Origin of the sequence: Archangium sp., assembly GCF_036277355.1 — a bacterium.
In the GTDB taxonomy this organism is placed as follows: domain Bacteria; phylum Myxococcota; class Myxococcia; order Myxococcales; family Myxococcaceae; genus Archangium.
Window position 1 is genome coordinate 1 of the sequence record NZ_DASUNC010000143.1, and the last position, 19,971, is coordinate 19,971.

General features: G+C 69.8%; 13 protein-coding genes. 6 read left to right on the forward strand and 7 right to left on the reverse strand.

Features of this window, described 5'->3' with window-relative positions:
- From VFZ09_RS35000 to rlmN, 4 genes are all read right to left on the reverse strand, one after another.
- On the reverse strand, window positions 1-1,456 hold a 1,456-nt coding region (locus VFZ09_RS35000), incomplete at its 3' end, for a serine/threonine-protein kinase (protein WP_329732096.1).
- Between the two features lie 273 nt (window positions 1,457-1,729).
- Entirely contained in the window at window positions 1,730-4,225 is a 2,496-nt protein-coding gene (locus tag VFZ09_RS35005) for an ATP-binding protein (protein WP_329732097.1), read from the reverse strand.
- Window positions 4,225-5,196 (reverse strand): ABC transporter substrate-binding protein, encoded by a 972-nt coding sequence (locus VFZ09_RS35010; RefSeq protein WP_329732098.1) that lies wholly within the window; start codon window positions 5,194-5,196, stop codon window positions 4,225-4,227. The genes VFZ09_RS35005 and VFZ09_RS35010 overlap by 1 nt, the downstream gene beginning before the upstream one ends.
- A gap of 117 nt (window positions 5,197-5,313) precedes the next feature.
- On the reverse strand, window positions 5,314-6,402 hold the full coding sequence (rlmN, locus tag VFZ09_RS35015; protein ID WP_329732108.1) for a 23S rRNA (adenine(2503)-C(2))-methyltransferase RlmN: 1,089 nt from the start codon (window positions 6,400-6,402) through the stop codon (window positions 5,314-5,316).
- 173 nt (window positions 6,403-6,575) lie between these two features.
- Here rlmN and VFZ09_RS35020 point away from each other — a divergent pair, with 173 nt between their 5' ends.
- The 4 genes from VFZ09_RS35020 to VFZ09_RS35035 all read left to right on the forward strand — a co-directional run bounded on the left by VFZ09_RS35020 (window position 6,576) and on the right by VFZ09_RS35035 (window position 11,743).
- Window positions 6,576-8,003, forward strand: coding sequence for an FAD/NAD(P)-binding protein (locus VFZ09_RS35020; protein WP_329732099.1), 1,428 nt, complete (start codon window positions 6,576-6,578; stop codon window positions 8,001-8,003).
- Window positions 8,004-8,029: 26 nt separating this feature from the next.
- On the forward strand, window positions 8,030-9,517 hold the full coding sequence (locus tag VFZ09_RS35025; RefSeq protein ID WP_329732100.1) for a glutamate--cysteine ligase: 1,488 nt from the start codon (window positions 8,030-8,032) through the stop codon (window positions 9,515-9,517).
- Window positions 9,518-9,614: 97 nt separating this feature from the next.
- Window positions 9,615-10,730, forward strand: a complete 1,116-nt coding sequence (locus VFZ09_RS35030) for a GGDEF domain-containing response regulator (protein WP_329732101.1) — start codon at window positions 9,615-9,617, stop codon at window positions 10,728-10,730.
- A gap of 113 nt (window positions 10,731-10,843) precedes the next feature.
- Window positions 10,844-11,743, forward strand: a complete 900-nt coding sequence (locus VFZ09_RS35035) for a dienelactone hydrolase family protein (RefSeq protein ID WP_329732102.1) — start codon at window positions 10,844-10,846, stop codon at window positions 11,741-11,743.
- Between the two features lie 120 nt (window positions 11,744-11,863).
- On the opposite strand, the gene VFZ09_RS35040 is transcribed toward VFZ09_RS35035, so the two are convergent.
- The 3 genes from VFZ09_RS35040 to VFZ09_RS35050 form a co-directional block, all read right to left on the reverse strand.
- Window positions 11,864-12,640: a LytTR family DNA-binding domain-containing protein gene (locus VFZ09_RS35040; protein WP_329732103.1), complete on the reverse strand. Its 777-nt coding sequence runs from the start codon at window positions 12,638-12,640 to the stop codon at window positions 11,864-11,866.
- Window positions 12,641-12,752: 112 nt separating this feature from the next.
- Window positions 12,753-16,223, reverse strand: a complete 3,471-nt coding sequence (locus VFZ09_RS35045; RefSeq protein ID WP_329732104.1) for an alpha/beta fold hydrolase — start codon at window positions 16,221-16,223, stop codon at window positions 12,753-12,755.
- A 45-nt stretch (window positions 16,224-16,268) separates the two neighbouring features.
- Window positions 16,269-17,537 (reverse strand): metallophosphoesterase, encoded by a 1,269-nt coding sequence (locus tag VFZ09_RS35050; RefSeq protein ID WP_329732105.1) that lies wholly within the window; start codon window positions 17,535-17,537, stop codon window positions 16,269-16,271.
- Between the two features lie 379 nt (window positions 17,538-17,916).
- Here VFZ09_RS35050 and VFZ09_RS35055 point away from each other — a divergent pair, with 379 nt between their 5' ends.
- The gene (locus VFZ09_RS35055; protein ID WP_329732106.1) at window positions 17,917-18,432 is read left to right on the forward strand and encodes a hypothetical protein; all 516 of its coding nucleotides are present in this window, start codon (window positions 17,917-17,919) and stop codon (window positions 18,430-18,432) included.
- Window positions 18,433-18,438: 6 nt separating this feature from the next.
- Window positions 18,439-19,545 carry a hypothetical protein gene (locus VFZ09_RS35060; protein WP_329732107.1) on the forward strand — a complete coding sequence of 369 codons (1,107 nt, stop codon included), beginning with the start codon at window positions 18,439-18,441 and terminating at the stop codon, window positions 19,543-19,545.
- Window positions 19,546-19,971: the final 426 nt, after the last annotated feature.

A 19,971-nucleotide genomic window follows, 5' to 3' on the forward strand; every position in this document is an offset into this window, starting at 1 on the left:
GGACGAGCGCGGCGTGCAGCGTGGGATGGCTCGTCCACCACCTGGCAGGTGCTGGCACCCCCGGAGCGGCCGGGGCCGGCGAGTGCGCGCCCCTGGGCTCCTGGCGGGAGTGCAGCGCCCATGTGCCCGCCAGCACCAGCAACAGGGCCACGGCCGCTGCCGCGGTGCGCACTGTCCGCCCTCGGCCCGGCCTCCGCGCGGGGGGCAGCTCCGCCACCGCGCCGTGCCTGGCTGCGGCGTCATGTCTGGCTTCGGCGGCGGGCCCGGGTGCTGCAACGGCCTCGTGCGCCGACACGGGCCGGGGCGGCTCATCCAGCCGCATCTCCACTGCTTCCGCCAGCGCCTCGAAGCTCCCGGCCGGCGGCTCTTCCAGCACGGCCACGGCGGCGGCAGGTGCCTGGGGCGGGGCGGGCGGCTCACTCCGCGCTTTCTTGCGCACCCGCCCGCGCCGGGGCATCACCGCCTTCATCTGCTGATGGAGGCGCTCCCACGAGTCGCGGTCCACCACCTGGCCGGGTATCTCCTCCGTGGTGCGCACCTCCGGGGCGTCGGGGTCCATCAGCGGCATGTCCCAGTCCGCCCCCGCCCCCGCCAGCGCCGCCTCCAGCGCCCCGGCCACCGCGTCCATGTCCGCCAGCCTCTCCCCGGGCTCCTTCTCCAACAGGCGCAGGCACAGCTGATTGAGGGCCAATGGCACCCGTGGGTTGCGCTCCTGAGGCGCCAGCGGCGCGCGGGTGCGGATGTCCTCCACCATGCGCGGGTTGCCCAGGCGCGAGCCGAAGGGCAGCTTGTCCGTGAGCAACTCGTACAGCGTGACGCCGAAGGCCCACACCTCGTCGGCCACGCCCGGCTGGTAGCGCGCCTCCTCCTCGGGGTGCTCCCGGAGGAAACGGTACGCCTCGGGGCTGGTGTACTCGGGCGTGCCCGGCGGCAGCCGCTTCATGCGCGGCAGCGTGGCGCGGCCCTCCAGGTGGCCCACCCCGAAGTCCACCCACACCGGCCTGCCGTCCGCCGCCCTCACCAGCAGGTTGTCCGGTTTCACGTCTCGGTGCAGCACGCCCCGGCGGTGCACCACCGCGAGCGCCCGGGCCGCCTCCAGCATCAGCGTGGCGCCCGTGCGCGCCGAGGGGTTGTGCTCCAGGGCATGTCTCGACAGCGTCCTGCCCTCCACGTACTCCATGACGAGGTAGAAGTAGCCCTCCTCCGGGTACGGCCAGCGCCCATGGCCCAGCACCCGCACCACGTTGGGGTGCTCCAGGTGGCGCAGGATGTCCAGCTCCAGCTCCCCCGAGTGGCTCACCGGCAGGGAGCGGAAGAACTTGAGGACATAGGAGCGGCCCTCCCACACGGCCAGGAACACGTGGCCCTGGCCGCCCTGGCCCAGCGGGCCCACCACCCGGTACTGGCCCACCTTTTCTCCGGCCTCGGGCAGTCTGTACACCCACGCTTTCTTCATTGGGGCTACCTCCGAAGTTCGGAGGCTAACATGACGTGTTGCCTCTCCTGAGGGGCCCTTCGTCGTCGAGCCCCCCCGAGCGCGCCACGCCCTGAGGGTCCCGGTGCGAAAACGAGACGGAACGCCGCTCAGTGGTAGACGTCTACCAGTGATGTGGGATGAGGTGTGTGTGGGTTCCAGTGGGGTTGAAGTTGCATGTCAAATGCACTGGTAGACGTCTACCACTGACCGAGCGCAGCCGATGGGACGAGCTCCTTTCGGCGTGGTGCGCGCTCAGGGCCCGTGGCACGCGGGCGGCGGCTCGGGCCGGGTCTCTTCCCGAGGGCAGGGCTCCGCGCCCTCGCGCGCGTCCCGGGCCGGCTCGAGTGGCAGCTCCAGGGTGAAGACGGCACCGGCTCCCGGCTGGCTCTCCACGTGGATGTCGCCTCCGAACGCGCGGGCGATCTCCCGGGAGATGTAGAGGCCCAGCCCCAGCCCACCGTACTGCCGCGTGGACACCGCCCGCTCGAAGCGCCCGAAGATGCGCTCGAGATCCTCGGGGGCGATGCCGATGCCATGGTCCCGGATGCTCCAGCGCGCGCGCCCTCCAGCGGAGCTGACGTGGAGCTCCACCGGGTGGTCCACGCCGTACTTCAGCGCGTTGGTGATGAGGTTGGTGAGCACCTGCTCCAGGCGCATCCGGTCCCACTGTCCGGTGGTGGGGCCCTCGGTGGTGACGCGCAGCGTGCAGCCGGCGGCCCGGGCCTGCTCGGAGAAGCGCTCGGCCAGGTCCCGTGTCAGCTCCACCAGGTCCACCGGCTCCAACCGCAGGCGGAGCCGTCCGGAGGTGAGGCGGGAGACATCGAGCAGATCATCGACGAGCTGGGACAGGCGTCTCACCTGGGCGAGCGCCTTGTCCACCTTGGGCATGAGGCGCCCGGTGCCCACGCCGTCGCCACTGGCGGCCAGCGCGCGCTGCAGTGTCTGCAGGTGCAGGCGCAGGGGCGTGAGGGGCGTGTGCAGCTCGTGGGAGGCCACGGAGAGGAAGTCCTCGCGCAGGCGCACCGCCTCCTGGGACTGGCGGTAGAGCCGGGCGTTGTCCATGGCCACCGAGGCGCGGCGGGCCAGCTCCCCCGCGAGCGCCAGCTCATGGGGGCCATACTGGAAGCCCGGCGTGTCCGAGACCAGCAGCAGGGCCGCCAGCGTCCGTCCTCGCACGGAGATGGGGAGCGCGATGGCGGTCCGCGTCCCGAGCCGCCGCAGCAGCTCCGGGTAGCGCGCGCCGGAGTCCCCGGCGTGGCGCAGGGCCGCGAGGGCCTCGTCCCCGAGCAGCGGCCCGCCGGTGCCCAGCACCCGCACGGTGGGTTGGGACGAGCTCCAGTCCGGAGGGTCGAGCTCCGCCAGCTCCCTCAGCAGCTCCTGCCGGGCCGGCTCCTGGTGCACCCAGGCCGCGCGGTGCAGCTGGCCCGCGTCATCCACCCTGTCCACCACGCACCACTGGCCCAGCTGGGGAATGGCCAGCCGCGCCACCCGCTCCAGCGTGCGCGTCTCGTCCAGCAGCTCCGCCAGCTGCGTGCTGGCCTCGATGAGGAAGTGCTGCATCTGCTCGGCGCGCTTGCGCGCGGTGATGTCCACGAACGTCGACACGATGCCCACCCGCCTGCCGCCCTGGCGCATGGGGTACGACCAGCGCTCCACCGGGAACCACGTGCCGTCCTCGCGCCAGATGAGATCGTCCTCGCCGTGGTCCTCGGTCCCGTCGCGCAGGGCCTGGAGGATGGGACACTCGCTCCGGGGATAGGGCGAGCCATCCGCGTGCGAGTGGTGCCACAGCTGGTGCGCGTCCCGGCCCAGCAGCGCTCCGGCGTCCGCGTAGCCGAGCATCCGCAGCGCGGAGCGGTTGACGAAGGTGCAGCGCCCCTCCAGGTCCAACCCGAAGATGCCCTCCGCGGCCGAGTCGAGCAGCAGCCGGATGTGGGACTCGCGCTCCTCGAGCTGGGACTGGGTGGTGCGCAGCCGCTCGGCCATCTCGTCGAAGGCGCGCCCCACCCTGGAGAGCTCGTCGCGTCCGGTGAGCCCGCTGCGGGCCTCCCAGTCGCGCGCGGCGAAGCGCTGGGCGGTGGTGACCAGCCGGGCCACCCGGCGCGTGAGGACGAAGTGGAAGAAGAGCCAGAGCAGCCCCGCGAGCACCGCCAGCAGCGCGCTGCGCTGCACCACGTTCGCGCGCACCTGGTCGCGCGCCTGCTGCTTGAGGACGGAGAGATCCCTCCGCACCACGAGCAGCCACACCCGCTCGGAGGACAGCGCGCCGGAGGCATCCGACACCAGCACGGGGTAGCGGGCCACGAGCGCCTGCCCATCCGCGGTGACGAGGGTGCTGCCCGCGAGGTGTTCGCGGGCCCTCTGGAGAATGGGTTCCGCCTCCGGGGTGAACAGCTCGGGATGGAGCGCCCGGCCCTGTTGCCCTATCTCCACGCGCCGGATCGATGCGGCCACCCGGCCGGTCTCGTCGAGCAGCAGCGCCGTCTGGATGTGCGGATCCGTCCCGAGGCTGGCGACCTCCTCCTGGATGCGCTCGGACTGATGCAGGTTCAGGAGGAGCTCCAGATGATCCTGCAGCTCGCTCATGCGCTGGGTGAGCTCCTGGAGCGTGTACTCCTCCACCCGGCGGCAGGCCAGGCTCGCGTTCTGATGCAGATCATGGAGGCCCACCGTGATGGCGAAGAGCAGCAGCACCGCCGGGATGGTGATGCGCAGGGGCGGAAGCGGGGGCAGCCCGAGGCGCTTCATCACCGGACCTCCCCGAGCGCCTCGAGGGGCCGTACGTCCAGCAGCAGCTCGGGCCGCACCGGCTCCGGCAGCAACCCGTGCTCCAGCATGAACAACTGCAGGCGATGCGCCGAGCCGAGGAGGGCAGAGGAGGGGGGCCGCAGCAGGGCGTGGTTCTCCTCCCGGGTGGGGTGCCGCAGCATCTCCAGCATGGAGGCGAGCTCGGCGGGGCTCGTGTCGAGGCGGGGGCTCATCCGGGCCACCGCGTCCTCCGGGTGCTCGTCCAGGTGGCGCAAGGCCCGGAACCAGCCCTGGAGCATGTGCCGCACCTGCTTCGGGCTCTTCTCCAGCACGTCCTCGCGCACCACCAGCAGATCCACGATATCTCCCGGCAGGTGGCTGCTGTCGAAGAGCGCGTGGGCTCCTCGGGCGAGTAGCCTGCTCATGAAGGGCTCGAAGGTGACGACGGCGTCCACCTCTCCCGACGCATAGGCCTGCTCGTGCTGATCCACCGGAATGCGGAGGATCTCGATGTCCGAGGGCCGCAGTCCCGCCTGGGCCAGGGCCTGGCCCAGCAGGTACGTGCTCACCGACAGGTCCTCCACCGCCACGCGCTTGCCCCGGAGCTCCTCCATCCGGCGCACCTCCGGCCGCGCGAGGATGGCGTCCGCGCCGTTCGAGTAGTCCAGGACGAGCACCGCCCGGGGCTCGAAGCCCTGCTGCAGGAGCTGGAGGGCCATGTCGAGCGTGACGTTGACGGCGTCGAGCCTCCCGTTGCGGAAGTCGCGGTTGACCTCACCGAGGGAGGAGTACTCGACCAGGCGGATCGAGCCGTCGTCGAGGTAGCCGAGGTCCCGTGCGAGGAAGAGGGGCTCGCTTCCCGGCCAGAGGAAGGTGCCGACGCGCAGGGGCGGCTCCTCCACGGGCGCGCAGGCGGGCACCAGCACGAGGAAGCACAGCAGCAGACCGGACACCCTGACGAGGCTTCGCACGGAGACTCTTCCTGAAGCACCTCGTCCAACGCTTGGGACGCGGGGAGAGTGCCGCAAGGCTCCCCGGGCGGGCATACCGGGAAGCGTCGTCCTGCCCGGCGGCCGTGGCGTGGGGGCTCAGGAGGCCGTGGGCCGCGGGGCGTGGCGCGGGCGCTCCACGGCGGCCTTGAGCTGGCCGCAGCCGGCGTCGATGTCGATGCCGCGGCGCTGGCGCACGGTGCTGGGCAGGCCGTAGCTGGCGAGGATGTCCTGGAAGGCGCGCACGGCGTCCGGGCCGCTGGGCCGCTGGGCGTAGCCCACCGTGGGGTTGAGCGGGATGACGTTGACGTGCGCGTCCATGCCCTTGAGCAGCTGGCCCAGGGCGTGCGCCTGCTCGGGCGTGTCGTTCTGCCCGGCGATGAGCGCCCACTCATAGAAGATGCGGCGCTTGCGCTTCTCCGAGTAGTAGCGGCAGGCGTCCATCAGCTCGGCGAGCGGCCACTTGCGCGCCGCGGGCACCAGCGCGCTCCGCTCCGCCTCGGTGGCCCCGTGCAGGCTGACGGCGAGCTGCACCGGCCGGTCCTCGTCCGCCAGCCGCCGGATGCCGGGCACCACCCCCACGGTGCTCAGCGTGATGAAGCGCGGCGCCAGCGCCAGCCCCGAGCGCTCCACCAGGATGTCCACCGCCTCCAGGGTGGCCTCGTAATTGTGCAGGGGCTCGCCCATGCCCATCAGCACCACGTTGCGCAGCGACTCGTTCGTCTCGCGGAGGATGCGGGTGACGTGCAGCACCTGCCCGACGATCTCCCCGGGCGTCAGGTGGCGCACGAAGCCCATCTGCCCGGTGGCGCAGAAGACGCACCCCATGGCGCAGCCGGCCTGCGTGCTGAGGCACACCGTGGCCCGGTCCTTGAACCGCATGAGGACCGTCTCCACCGTCTGCCCGTCGCGCAGCTTCAGCAGCAGCTTGCGGGTGAAGCCGTCGGAGCTGAAGACCTCGTGGTGGGTGGTGGGCCGCTCCAGGCGGGTGCGCTCGCGCAGGGCCTGGACGAGGTCCGGCCGCAGCCCGGTGAGGGCGTCGAACGACTCCACCTGCTGGCGGTAGAGGGCCTCCCAGAGCAGGTCGCGGTGGTAGGCGCTGTAGCCCCACCCGGCGAGCAGCTCGCCGAGGGCGGCACGGGGCAGGTCGTACAGGTTGACCAGGGGGGTGGGGGGCGTGGGCTGCATCGTCACGGAGCGATAACACACCTGGGCGTCCGGCTCATGGGGGGCGGGCGGCCGGACAGGCCCCGGGCCGTTCCCCCCTCGTACCCTCCGGTCCAGGAATCGTGCACGGCTGCCTGGAGCCTGGACAGTCAAGGGGGGATGTAGGAGCGGCCCTCAGGGTTTACTGTCGGGGTGTGAGAGTCGAGCAGCGGTGGGATGTACTGGTTGTCGGTGGAGGCGCCAGCGGCACGCTGCTGGCGGCGCAGCTCTTGAGGAAGGCCGAGGGACCCCTCCGGGTGGCCCTGCTGGAGCGCACGGGGCGTGTGGGTCCCGGCCTCGCGTACTCCACGGAGAACGCCAGTCATCTGCTCAACGTCCCCGCCGGGAGGATGAGCGCCCTTCCCGAGGATCCCGAGCACTTCCTGCGGTGGATCCGCCGCCTCGAGCCGGACACGGCGCCGGGGGACTTCGTCCAGCGCAGGCGCTACGGCCAGTACCTGGAGGCGGTGCTGCGCGAGGCGCGCGAGAGCGCGGCCCCGGGGGTGGGCCTGGAGCTCCTCCAGGGGGAGGTGCTGTCCATCTCCCAGGAGGGGGACGGCGCGAGGGTGGTGCTGGCACGCGGCCCCGCGCTGGAGGCGGGCACGGTGGTGCTGGCGGTGGGCAATGCCCTGCCCGCGGACCTGCCGGTGGCGGACGGGGGCCTGTACGCGAGCCACCGGTACATCCGCTCGCCCTGGATGGATGGTGCGCTGCGTCACGTGCGGCCCCACCACTCGGTGCTGCTCATCGGCACGGGCCTGACGATGGTGGACACGGTGCTCTCGCTGGCCGAGCGCAACCACGAGGGGCGCATCCACGCCATCTCCCGGCACGGGCTGCTGCCGCAGGTACACCGTCCCGGCGTGGTGGCGGGCCCGCCCGTGGCCTTGTCCGAGCCCCGCCGCGTCCGCTCCATCCTGGGCGCGCTGCGCCACCAGTTCCGGCAGCCAGGCGAGGGTGGGGACTGGCGCGCCGTCATGGACTCGCTGCGGCCGGTGACGGCCTCGCTGTGGCGCGACCTGCCGGAGCCCGAGCGCCGCCGCTTCCTGCGTCACCTGCGCTCCTTCTGGGACGTGCACCGCCACCGGATGGCGCCCGCGGTGAACGACACCCTCGAGCAGCTCCAGCGGGCCGGTGTGCTGCGCATCCACTCGGCCCGCGTGCGCGGCTTCCAGCTCTCGGACGAGGGTTGGGTGCTGGCGCGCGTCCGGCCCCGGGGCTTCTCGCGCGAGGCCACGTTCCGCGTCCAGCACGTCATCAACTGCACCGGCCCGGACGCCTCCATCGGCCGGGGCCACCCGCTGTTGCGCGGGCTGCTGGAGTCCGGGCTCGCGAGCTCGGACGCGCTGGGGCTCGGCCTGGCCACGGACGCCGAGGGCGCCCTGCTCGACGCGCGGGGCCGCGCCTCTTCCGTGCTCTTCACCCTGGGCCCCCTGCGCCGGGGTGACCTGTGGGAGAGCACGGCCATCCCCGAGATACGGGTGCAGGCGCTCTCCCTCGCGCGGCGGCTGTTGGAGCACCTCGCCACCCGCCCCGGCGTGCCCGCCTCCGAGTCCTCTCCTCAACCCACTCCCTTCTCCTAGGGCGCCACGGCCCCGCTCGTCTTCATATGGGACTTCAAATCCAGAAAGAGACCTTCGAGCCCGAGGATTACGAGCGCTTCAGCCAACGGCTGGCGGACAGCCTGGAAGCGCTCCGGCAGGTGCTGGCGCGGCCCGGTTTCGGCGTGGGCCCGCGCACCATCGGCGCCGAGCTGGAGATGTTCCTGGTGGACGCCTCGGGCTATCCGCTGCCGGTGAACCGGCAGGTGCTGGGCCAGACGGTGGATCCGCGGGTGACGGTGGAGATCGACCGCTTCAACCTCGAGTGCAACCTGCGGCCGGGGCCGTTGGCGGGGCGGCCCTTCACGGCGATGCGCGAGGAGTTCGAGAGCGCGCTGGCCGAGGTGCGGCGCGCGGCGGCCACGCAGGGGGCGCGCGTGGCGGTGACGGGCATCCTCCCCACGCTGCGCGAAAAGGACCTGGGCATGGGCTCGATGACGGCGCTGCCGCGCTACCGGGCGCTGTCGGCCGCCATCCGCCGCCGGCGCCGCGAGGAGCCACTGCGCGTGGTCATCGGCGGCGAGGACTCGCTCACCCTGGAGTGGGACGACGTGACGCTGGAGGGCGCCAACACCTCGCTGCAGTACCACCTGCGCGTGGATCCGGCGGACTTCGCGCGCATGTACAACGCGGCCCAGCTGGCCACGCCGGTGGTGCTCGCGGTGAGCGGCAACTCGCCCTTCCTCCTGGGCCGCCGGCTGTGGGACGAGACGCGCGTGGCCCTCTTCCGCCAGGCCGTGGATGACCGGGGCGAGCCCCAGTCCGAGGCGCCGCAGCACGGGCGCGTCACCTTCGGCCATGGCTGGGTGCGTCAGGGCCCGCTGGAGCTGTTCGCCGAGTCGGTGGCGCTCTACCCGCCGCTCTTGCCGGTGTTGGGGCCGGAGTCCCCGCTGGAGTGCCTGGCCCGGGGCGGCCTGCCCCGGCTGGACGAGCTGCGGCTGCACCAGGGCACCGTGTGGAGCTGGAATCGCGCCATCTACGACCCGAGCGGCTCGGGCCACGTGCGGATAGAGCTGCGCGCGCTGCCCGCGGGCCCCACCGTGCTGGACATGCTGGCCAACGGCGCGCTGCTGTTGGGCCTCACGCTCGGGCTGAGCCAGGACGTGGACGCGCTGCTGCCGGGGCTGCCCTTCCCCTGCGTCCGGGGCAACTTCATCCGCGCGGCCAAGGAGGGACTGGACGCCAGGCTGCTCTGGCCCGAGCGCCGCGCGCCTTCTCCCTCGCTGGTGTCCGCCAGCGCCCTGGTGGAGCGGCTGCTCCCGGTGGCCCGCGCGGGCCTCGTGGACGCCGGGGTGGACACCGAGGAGGCGGACGGGCTGCTCTCCCTCATCGAGGCCCGGATTCGCGCGGGGTGTACCGGGGCACGCTGGCAACGGAAGATGTTGGCCCGGTTGGAAGCCCACATGCCCCGGCAGGACGCTCTGGCGGCCCTGCTGGAACGTTACATGCTCCTGGCTTCGTCCGGCAGCCCGGTCCACGAGTGGCCGCTGGACTGAAGTGGGCGGAATCCCGCTTCGAGACTTGCGGCCTGCCCCCTTCCTTTGCGACGCTCGGCTCCATCTTCCATGCCCCTCGTTGCGTTGGTCTGCCCTGGTGAGTGAGCCTGTTGCTGCGAAGGTCCTCGTCGTCGAGGACAACCGGACGATGCTGGCCTTGATGCAGTACTACCTGAGCAAGGACTTCACGGTGTTCCTTGCCCGGTCCGCTGAAGAAGCACTTGAAGTCCTCCAGCGGGAACAACTGCACGCGGTCGTATCGGATCAAAATCTTGGTGACGGGCTGATGGGGGTCGACCTCCTCAAGCGCGTCGCCGAGCTACAACCCCATGCCGCGCGCATTCTGGTGACGGCGTCCCAGAAGCTGGAGGACGCGCAGAAGGCCATCAATGAAGCGCGTGTGAACCACTTCCTCACGAAGCCGTTCACGGAACAGGAGTTGAAGAACACGGTGGGCCAGGCGGTCCACAACGCCGCCCTGCTGTCCATCCGCGACAAGATGGTGCAGGAGCTCAAGGACCAGCTCGGACTGGGCCGGGGCGGCGCCGCCAAGCCCGCCGCGGGCAAGCCGGGTGTTCCCGGAGCGCCCGCCGCGACCCCTCGGCCGAAGATGGCCGAGCCCCAGAAGGCCGATGCCAAGGGCGCCGCGTCCCAGTCGCTCATCCCCGAGAGCGAGCGGCTGGCGTTCCGCGACGGCCTGACGAGCCTCTACAACCACCGCTACTTCCAGGAGGCCCTCAGCGCGGGCCTGCTGAGTGCGCGGCGGCGGGAGCAGAAGCTGGCGCTGGTGCTCATCGACATCGATGGCTTCCGCCGCTTCAACCTCTCGCGAGGCTACGCCGAGGGCGACAAGCTGCTGCGCCGGGTGGCGCAGATGGTGACGGACATGATGGAGGACCCCGTCACCCACGCCCGGAGCGACAACTCCTCGGAGATCGCCGCCCGGTACGACTGGGACGTGTTCGGCGTCATCCTCTGCAATGCCGACGTGGAGCGGGCGCGCACCTACGCCGAGAAGCTCCGCAAGGCGGTGGAGGAGCTGGACTTCCCGGAGGGCACCGGCAGCGACGTGGGCGAGGTGACGGTGACGGCCGCCGTGGCCGTCTTCCCGGACCAGGCCCGCAACGAGCAGGAGCTCATCTCCGCCGCGGAGAAGGCCCTGCGCTCCTCCAAGTCGGGCGGCCCCAACCGCGTGGTGTTGGCTCCGCGCTAGTTGCTCCGCCCCCGTGTCGGTGGGCGGACAGGTGGACGGCCGGGCTGGCGCCATGCCAGTCCCCTCCCTGGGATGGTGGTGCTCTCCACCCCCTTCCCTGGGAGAGTCGAGCCATGAAGACGTTCGTCGTGAGGCCGTGGATCGCCAGCGTGGCGCTCGCGGCCGTGCTGAGCGGTTGCCCCCAGCAGGAGCCACCGAAGGAGGACCCGGTCCAGACACCGGTGGCCCGCCATTCCTACGTGTCCTTTCCGGCGCTCGGGACGCCCACGCCGCTGCAGGTGGCGGGGCGGCTGAGCCTCCCCACGAGCGCGCAGGGCAAGGTGCCCGCGGTGCTGATTGCCCACGGCTCGGGAGGCGTGGACACCCTGGGCAGCTACCACGCCCAGGCGCTGCACGAGGCGGGCATCGCCACGCTGGAGATCGACATGTGGGCCGCGCGCGGCCTGTCCGGAGGCGCGGAGGGGCGGCCGAGGGCCGTGGCCGAGACGCTGCCCGACGCGTGGGGCGCGCTGAAGTACCTGTCCGCGCACCCGTCCATCGACGCCTCGCGCATCGGCATCATGGGGTTCTCGTGGGGCGGGCTGATGTCCATGCTGAGCGCCACCCGGAAGTACGCCGCGGGCGCCGAGCCGGGACAGCGCTTCGTGGCGCACGCGCCCTTCTATCCGGTGTGCTGGGCCTACAACCGCGTCCCCGGCTACGAGTTCGGCGAGCTCACGGGCTCCCCCATCTTCATCCAGGCGGGCGAGGCCGATGTGTATGACAACCCGGACTCCTGCCAGCGGCTGGTGGACAGCCTGTCACCGGCGGATAGGGAGAGTGTGTCGCTGACCCTGTACCCGGGGGCCACGCACGGGTGGGATCGGCTGGAGCCGGCCATTCGCATCACGGATCCGTACTCGCACACGGGACAGGGCGGAGAGGTGGACATCGTGCCCTCGCCGGAGACGGCGGAGACGTCGCGGCGGGCCGTGGTGGACTTCTTCCGGAAGCAGTTCGGCCTGTCGCCCTGAGCCGGAGGCGAGGCGCCGCGAGCCGGCGGGTCCACGCGTCAGGGCGTGGGCCCGTTCACCCCGACGACCTTCGTGTCGGCGAGGTGATCATGCAGGCAGCGGCGCCCGGGGGTCACGGCCTCACGCACCGGATTCGTCCTCGGTGCCGCGGCGCAGGCCGAGCATGCGGCGCAGCTCGCGGGCGGACTGGCGGCTCACCTCCACGGTGTGGCCGCGGGCGGTGCGCGCGAGGTACCCGCCCGTCTCCAGCGGCTCCAGCCGGGTGACGTGGGCGAGGTTGACGAGGGCGCGGCGGTGCACCCGGTAGAAGCCCTCGGGGGGCAGCCGGTCCACGAGCTCCTGCAGGGTGAAGTCGGTGAGGAAGTCGCCCTGCGAGGTGAAGACGGTGACGAGCTCGTCCTCGAGCGTGGCGTGGGAGATGGTGCCGGGGTCCACCAGGACGATGCCCTGGCGGGTGGGAATGGGCAGGCGGGCCAGGGGCCGCGCGAGCTGCTCGATGGCGGAGCCCTTGCCCGGCTCCGGGGCCCTGGCGGCGAGCCGGACGCGCACCCGCTCCAGGGCCTTCTGCAGACGCGAGGCCTCGACGGGCTTGAGGACGTAGTCGACGGCGCCGTGCTCGAAGGCCTCCACGGCGTGGTCGGCGTGGGCGGTGACGAGGATGACGTGGGGACCGCCCGCGGGCAGCAGCGCGAGCGCATCCATGCCGCTGAGCCCGGGCATGTGGATGTCGAGCAGCACCACGTCCACGCCGCCAGCGCGGACGGCCGCGAGGACGGCCTCGCCATCGGCGGCCTCGCCGCACACGGAGACATCGGGGAAGGCCGTCAGCAGGCGCGACAGACGCTTGCGAGCGACGAGCTCGTCATCGGCGATGAGGACGGACAGGGGAGGGCTCACGGGGCGGAGTCTAAACCCCTCGAGCCGGGTCCGCGAAGGTGGGCCCCTGGGAACAATTTCCCCTCGCCTGTGCCCATTTCCCCTCGCCCTCTCCCGAGGGGAGAGGGAGCAATCAGGCAGCCACGGACTTCTTCGCGGCCGCGACCGCCGGCTCGCCCTGCTTCTTGCCGGGCGCCTGCGTCTGGTCCAGGTGCTCGAGGATGTGGCCGTAGACGTCCCGGGCCGCGTTCTTCCCGAAGATGCAGTCGATGTGTCCGTACTCGGGGATGAGGACGCGGGAGTAGAGCGCCGAGCCGTTCACCTCGCTCAGCGCCTGCACGGTCTTCTCCGTGCTCTCCGGCAGGAAGCACTGGTTGCGGGCGCCGTGGATGAAGCGGATGGGGATGGCCATCCGGTCCAGGTGCGGCATGTAGACGTTGTCTCCATTCGCGTCCACCACGCGGCCCTGGTTCACCATGACCGCCAGGCCCTCGAACGCGGTGATGGTCGCCTCGCCGAACAGCTCGTGCATGTACTGGTGCGTCATCGCGTTGAGCTGCTCGTGCCGGTAGAGCAGCGAGTAGAGGAAGCTGACGCGGTGGCACACCGCGCTGTCGCAGTGCTCGTCCTTGCCCACGGGGTAGGCCGCGAGGAGCTTGTCGTAGACGCGCTCCATGGCGCCCTCGCCCTTGAGGGCGTTGGTGGTGAGCGACTTGAAGCCCATCAGCTTCAGGAGCTGGGGCAGGTGAAGCCCCGACTTGATGGACACCATGGGGGGAGTCACCACGTGGGTGGAGATCTGCGAGCAGACCGCGGAGCGCACGCCCTGGAGGCCCGCGAGCATGGCCATGGTGAAGGTGGTGGAGCCGTAGCAGTGGGCCACCACCTGGATGTCCGCGGCCCCGGTCACCTCGCGCACGCGGGCCACCGCCGCGGGCCAGTCCCTGGTGGCCACGTCATCGGCCGTGTACTGCGTCGTCGAGGCGGGCAGCAGGGTGCTGGAGCGGTAGTCCAGCAGCCACACGTCGTACCCGTGGGCGCAGAGGTACTCGAGCAGGTTGGTGTCGATGGTGTCCGTGGAGAAGATGCGGCTGGACACGCCCAGACCGTGCGCCAGCAGCACGGGCCCCTTGTTGCCAGCCTGGTAGCGCGACAGCAGCAGATCCAACCCGTCCGAGGTCTTGAAGCCGAACAGCTTGGGCGCCGGAGCGCGCAGCGCGCGGCGCTTGCGCGGCGGGGCATTCGGGTCGACGAAGTCCAGGTCCCCGAGCATCCCTCCGTAGTAGTCGTACAGGATGCCCGTGAAGTAGCGGCCGAACTCCAACGCCAGCTTGATGCGCTCCTCCGCGTTCTTCGCGTTGAAGACGTCCATGGTGGTGAGCTGGCGCATGAAGTCCTCGGGGGCGATCTTCAGCACGCCCCGGCCCACCACGGTGCCCGACGCGTCCTGGCCCTCGTACACGGTGATGAAGAGGGTGGTGGTGTCGTGCCACATGTCCTCGATGGGCCGCTCCTTGATGACCTTGAAGCCCTTGAAGAAGAAGGTGCGGCCGTCATCCGCGGTCAGCAGCATCTGGTACTTCATCAACCGGGTGTCGGCGGCGTCGGGGTCCTGGACGAACAGGTTGAACACGCCCTGGGTGGCGGTGAGCGGCTTGTCGGAGAGCTTCGGCGCCTTCACCGTGCCCACCATCCGCGCGGCGTGCTCCGGCGTCTTCATCATCTTCTCGACGTCCTCCGAGACGATGGTGAGGGTGAACTCGAAGGGCGAGCCGAGCAGCTCACCGCGCGTGGCCGCCGCCTCGTAGTTCTCGTCCTGGGCGGGCGAGAAGAAGCCCTTCATCTTCTCGGTGAAGCGGATGCCCGGCTTGCGCTGCTGGGGATTGAGGGGGATGGGGCCCTTCTTCGAGTAGTCGATCGTCCAGCCGCGCTCCGCGGCGATCCGCATGCTGCAGCGCTCGGAGATGGCGGAGATGGTGAGCAGCGGGTTGACGCCCAGCGAGGTGGGGATGACGGCGCCGTCACACACGTACAGCCCCTCGTGCGTCTGGTCACCCGTGGTGGAGGAGAAGACCTTGTTCTCGTGGTTGACCACGCCCTGCTCGGCGCTGTCGGCCATGTTGCAGCCGCCCAGCGGGTGCACGGTGATGAGGTCCTTGCCGAGCAGCTCGTTCCAGATCGGATCCCGCGTGTAGATGCCGCGGAGGGCCTGGGTCGTCTGGACCAGGCGCTTGTCCACCTTCTCGAAGATGGGCCGCGAGCCCACTCCCGGCCAGCTGATGCGCAGCCGGTCCTCCTCCAGCTTCATGGTGCCGCAGCTGCCCTGGCCCTCGTGCCCCATCACCAGGAAGGTCTGCGTGTGCTTGACCGCGCCGTGGTAGGCGCCGTGCACCGCGCTGTCGAGCTTGCGCACCTCCTGCTCCGCCGCCTGACCGGGGGCGGTGTTGGTCCCCATGAGCTCCGCGGTCGTGCTCAGCATCGTGGGCAGGATGGGAGCCAGCGCGCCCGGGACGGCCCCCTCCTCGATGATGATGTCGTCCTCCAGCTTCTCCTGGTTGCGGATGTCGATGATGCCGGTGATGGTGGGACCCACGGGCCCCACCTCGCTCGGGGGCCGGGTGCCGAACCCGATGCCGTGGATGGGCATTTCGTTGTTGTAGGCGAAGCCCAGCACGTCACCGTTTCCGCTGAAGCCGTGGCCCAGGCGGTCCGACACCTTCAGGCCCTTCTCCTTGGAGCGCAGCAGGATTTCCGTGGAGCCCAGCGTGCCGGCCGCCAGCACCACGAGGTCCGCCGACACCGTCAGCAGCGGGGCGTCGAACTTCTCCCGGCCGGTGTCCAGCACCTGGAAGTGGACCAGCCACTTGCCGTTGTCGCTCCGCTCGACGTAGCGGACGCTCGTCTCGCAGAAGATCTCCGCGCCGTGCCGCCGGGCATCCGGCAGGTAGTTCATCAGCACCGTGTTCTTCGCGCCCACGTTGCAGCCGGAGCAGCAGTCGCCGCAGTTGTTGCAGGCCTTCTGGAACACGCCCGCCTCGTTCACCCCGTCCTCGAACGTCACGTTGATGGCGGTGCGGTAGAACTTCTGCCCCATGGCCTCGGCGGACTTCTGCATCGCCTCCAGCTTCTTCAGCTTGGGGTAGGAGTCCGGGTAGGGCCGGGGCTTCAGCATGTCCTCCGCGAGCGCGTAGCCGTCGTTGATCGCCTTCAGCTTCTCGTCACGGAGCGCCTTGGGCCAGCGGGGATCCTCGAAGACGCGGGCCTCGGCGCGGATGGAGACGTTGGCGTTGATGAGCGAGGTGCCGCCCAGGCCGCAGCCCACCAGCACGTTCATCTCCGGGTTGCAGTGCAGATCGAACAGGCCCGTGCGCGAGCCCAGGTGGCCCACGGGCAGATCCATCTGCATCTCCTCGAGGGCCTCGGGCGTGGTGTCCGGGAACTCGCCGGGCTGGCGCTCGCGGCCGCGCTCCAGCACGCAGACGCTCTGGCCGGCGCGCGACAGGCGGGACGCCGTGATGGCGCCGCCGTAACCCGAGCCGATGACGACGACGGTGTAGTGGGGACGGATGTCCTCGATGGGAGAGGCGAGTCGATTGGAGTTCATAAAGAAAGACAGTCCTGATGGATGCGAAGAAGGGGGTGGAGGACGCTAGGCGGCGGGGGTGACAACGCGCCCCGGACCGCTCATGTCGATGCTCTTGGGAGGCGTGAGCGGCTGGGGCGCCACCTGGTAGCGGCCTCCCTCGTCCGTCACATAGCGGGTGCTGACGATGAAGCGGCGCTCGGCCTCGTCGACCTCCACCTCGGTGAAGGTGCAGGAGCGGCGCTTGTCCTGGGCCTTCATGTCGGGCTCGGACGGGCAGTTGAAGCCGCAGTTGGCGTAGAGGCAGTCGCCGAGGAAGAGCTGGTGCTCGTCCTCATCCACGGGCACGTGGGTGTGCCCCATCACCACCACCTTGTGGTGGCCCTGGTTGCCCAGCCGCTCGGCGAAGTGGGCGATGGAGTTGAGCGCATCCACCTCGGCCAGGGCGAGCTCGCCCGCGAGGGACCCGTAGAGCTCCTGGGACTTGCTCGCCGTCTGCTCGTAGCTCTCGAGGATGGACGGATAGGCCTTCACCACGTCGGCGGCGGTCAGCCGCGTGCCGTCGAGCATGTGGAAGGTCAGCTCGCGCTTCTGGCCGGTGAGCTCGAGCAGCGAGCTCAGCACCGCGTCCGAGAGCGAGACGCGCCCGAGCTTCATCTCCTGGATGAGCTGCTGCAGGGCATCCTTGGCCAGGGGCCAGCCGGTGGGGTCTCCGCTGCCGGGCAGGGAGGCCGCGGTGGAGCCGGGCGGCATCTTGGAGAGCTGCTGGACGGACCACAGCGCCGCCATGCGGGTGATGAAGTGGGCGAACGGGATGCCGTTGCGGGGGTTCTGGATGAAGTCGGGGGCGTTGAGCAGCGAGTAGATGTGCCCGTGGGTGCAGATGATGCCGCCGCGCGCGGAGGGCGGCTCGTACAGCGGCGTGCGCACGTACCGGGGCGAGCGGCCCTGCTCATCGCGGATGAGGGCCACGTCCTCGGCGGTCACGGACATGTCGTGGTTGCCACCCACGTAGGTGACGCGGCCATCGAGGGCAGCGAGGAGGGCGCCCAGCGCGCCCGGCGTCCGCTGTCCATCCACCATGCCGCCGAAGACGCGGGGGTTGGCCGCGGCGATCTCCGCGAAGGTGGGCGGGGTCCGGGAGGGCTCGTAGGTCCACTGGTCCACGAGGTCGCCCACCACCACCAGCTCCTGGATGGAGCTGGCCTGTTGCTGGATGTAGTCGAAGGCGGCGAGCAGGTACGGCTCGTGGAGCGAGCGCTGGTACCAGTTGGTCACGGCGTTGGTGCCGATGTGGATGTCACTGAAGAAGACGATCTTCGAGTTCTGCGGCATTGCCCCCCCTGTGGGCGCGCGGCTGGCGTGAACCAGCGGCATGGTTCGGCATGCTACGTCAGGTGGGGGCTGGAGCGTATGAGGGGGCTCACACGGTGGCTGTGAGTCCCGTCACAACCCGCTGCGGGCCCGTAGCAGGATGTCCGCCACGCTTGCCAGGATGGGCTCGAGCCGCGCGCCTGCCTGCCCGCTCATCCGTGTGCCTCCCCGGTGACTGCGAGGGAGTCAAACTGCTTCATGTGGGATGGGGGAGTGCAAGAGTAGCGGGGTTGCACTCCAGGGAGGGTCCTCATGAGGAAAGGCTTCTTGCAGGCCTACGAGAAGATGTTCTGGGACGCGATGATGGCGGCGGCTCGGGCTGGATGAAGGGGCACTCGGAATGACCAGGCTGTTTCGTTCGTGGTGGCGATTCAGGGGCGCGCTCCTCTGCTCGCTACTGCTGGGAGTGGGCGGGCTGAGCGGGTGCGGCACCGGACGCAATTCCGTTACTGGACGAATCACTCCAGAGCACTTCGAGTTCACGACGATCGTCGAGGAAGAGCCAGGGGAACCGAGTGGATGGCGAGCGGTCTGCATCCACGCCCGCATCACCCAGGGCGACTCGGGGGCAACGACCGCGTGCAAGTTCGAAGTGGGCCTGCCTCTATGCAACCGGCAGCAAGGGCGGATCTCGTTGGAGGACGCACAGGAAGCAGCCGCGGAAATGGCGAACCGCGCCGTCTACCGGGTACTGTCCGAAGCCCATCCGGGAACCATGCTCGCCACGCTGTGCAGGGACTTCAAGGAGCTCTACGGAGTGCTGCTCGAAGAGGAGTTCAAGGGGGCGAAAGTTGGGGAGTGCAAGACCCGAGGCGTGAAGGTCGTCCACTTCGACGCGCCCTACCATTGTGACTGAGCCTGGATGAAGACGACACACGACACCTACAAGGCCTTCACGGAGCCTCTCCTCATTGATGTCGTCGGTCCCGATGGCATGAAGCGGTCCATTCATGCCTTTCCCAAGGTGCTGGAGAGCAAGGCCCAGGTCATCAGCGGGTTGGAGGCATTCAAGCTTCATCTGCCCCGCTTTCTTGGACAGCGCCGTGGAGAAGATTTGGCGGACCCGGATTCTGGAAGCTCGCTTCACTCGCTGCTTGATACGGAGGACGAGTCGCATGCGTCCGAGGTCGTTCGGCGTGTGGCGCAGGAAGAGATTCCTCGGAGATTCGGCAAGTACCTCGACGCGCTCCATGCCTTCGACGTCACGGTCCATAGAGACGCCCGGACCATGAGCGTCGCCTTGGCGCTGACGCCACACGGGGCCGAGAGGGTGTCCTGGAGCTTCGAGCTTCACTTCCCCTCAGGAGCGAAGCAGGAGCGTGGTACCACCCATCAGCTCTCAAGCCCGCAGGCGATGAACGAGCCCAGGGCTGCGGAGTTGATCCGCATCGCCCGTCGTTTCTACCCGTCGGGCTTTCCGTCCTGGGAAGACGACCCCGATGAGCCTGTGCTGGCCTATCAACGGACGCCTGAGCATCAACGATGGGAAGTCGCGTGGGAGGAGGCGCTCCGATGGAAGCATTGGGCCTCCCTCATGAATGACCTCCGGGCTGCCTTTCCCGATGGCAAGATGGGCAGTCTGACGCCCGCGTACCATGCGGCCTGCAGGTTCTGCTGTTTGTACCTGGAGCAATCCCTTCCGGACGGCAGTCAACTCGTTACTCGCGTGGCAGGTGCCGTCAGCATCCTCGCGCCCCTGTTTCTCGTCTACACCACGACACAGCTCCTCCGGCCCGACGCGACCTCTACCCGGCCGCAACTCTCCTTTGCGGTCGAGCCGAACCGGTGGACCAAGCCCTATGAGGACAAGATGGCTCACCACATCGAGCGGGTGTTCGGCTATCAGCCATTCCCAATCGATGTGGCTGACGTGCCATTACCGGACCTCCGTGTCGGTGATGCCCACGGGCAGTCCACGCTCCTCGGTGCTCTGTTTATGGAGCGGAACGGCTTAGTAAACTTGCCTTGAGTGCGTCTTGCCACTTCTTCTCTGTCAGAGCACATGATGGATGGAATGCTAGAGTGGATGGGGTGCTCTAATGATTGTCGTCTGTTGCTGTCACCGCGAGAGTTGCCGGGAAGAGACATTTCCACCACGGAGTCGCCGGTAATGGCGCCCGCCGGAGTGGTGACTGAGGTCCGTCAATGCACCCCATGAAGGTGTTATGGGCGGGCACTTAGTACGACTCGGTTACTTCCTAGCACCAAACGCCGAATGAGGCGGGGACGGGTAGCTTGCAGTGTTCCGCTACTTGGAGCAGGCGGCGCTCGCGCGCGGCTTGAGGCCCCACTTGCGAGCAGACAGAGAAAGAGACTGGGCGGCCGCTCTGACTTGAGAGGTTGTGTAGGGGTCCCTACCGGAGCGGACAGGAAGCGGCTGCCCACTCGGCTGGTT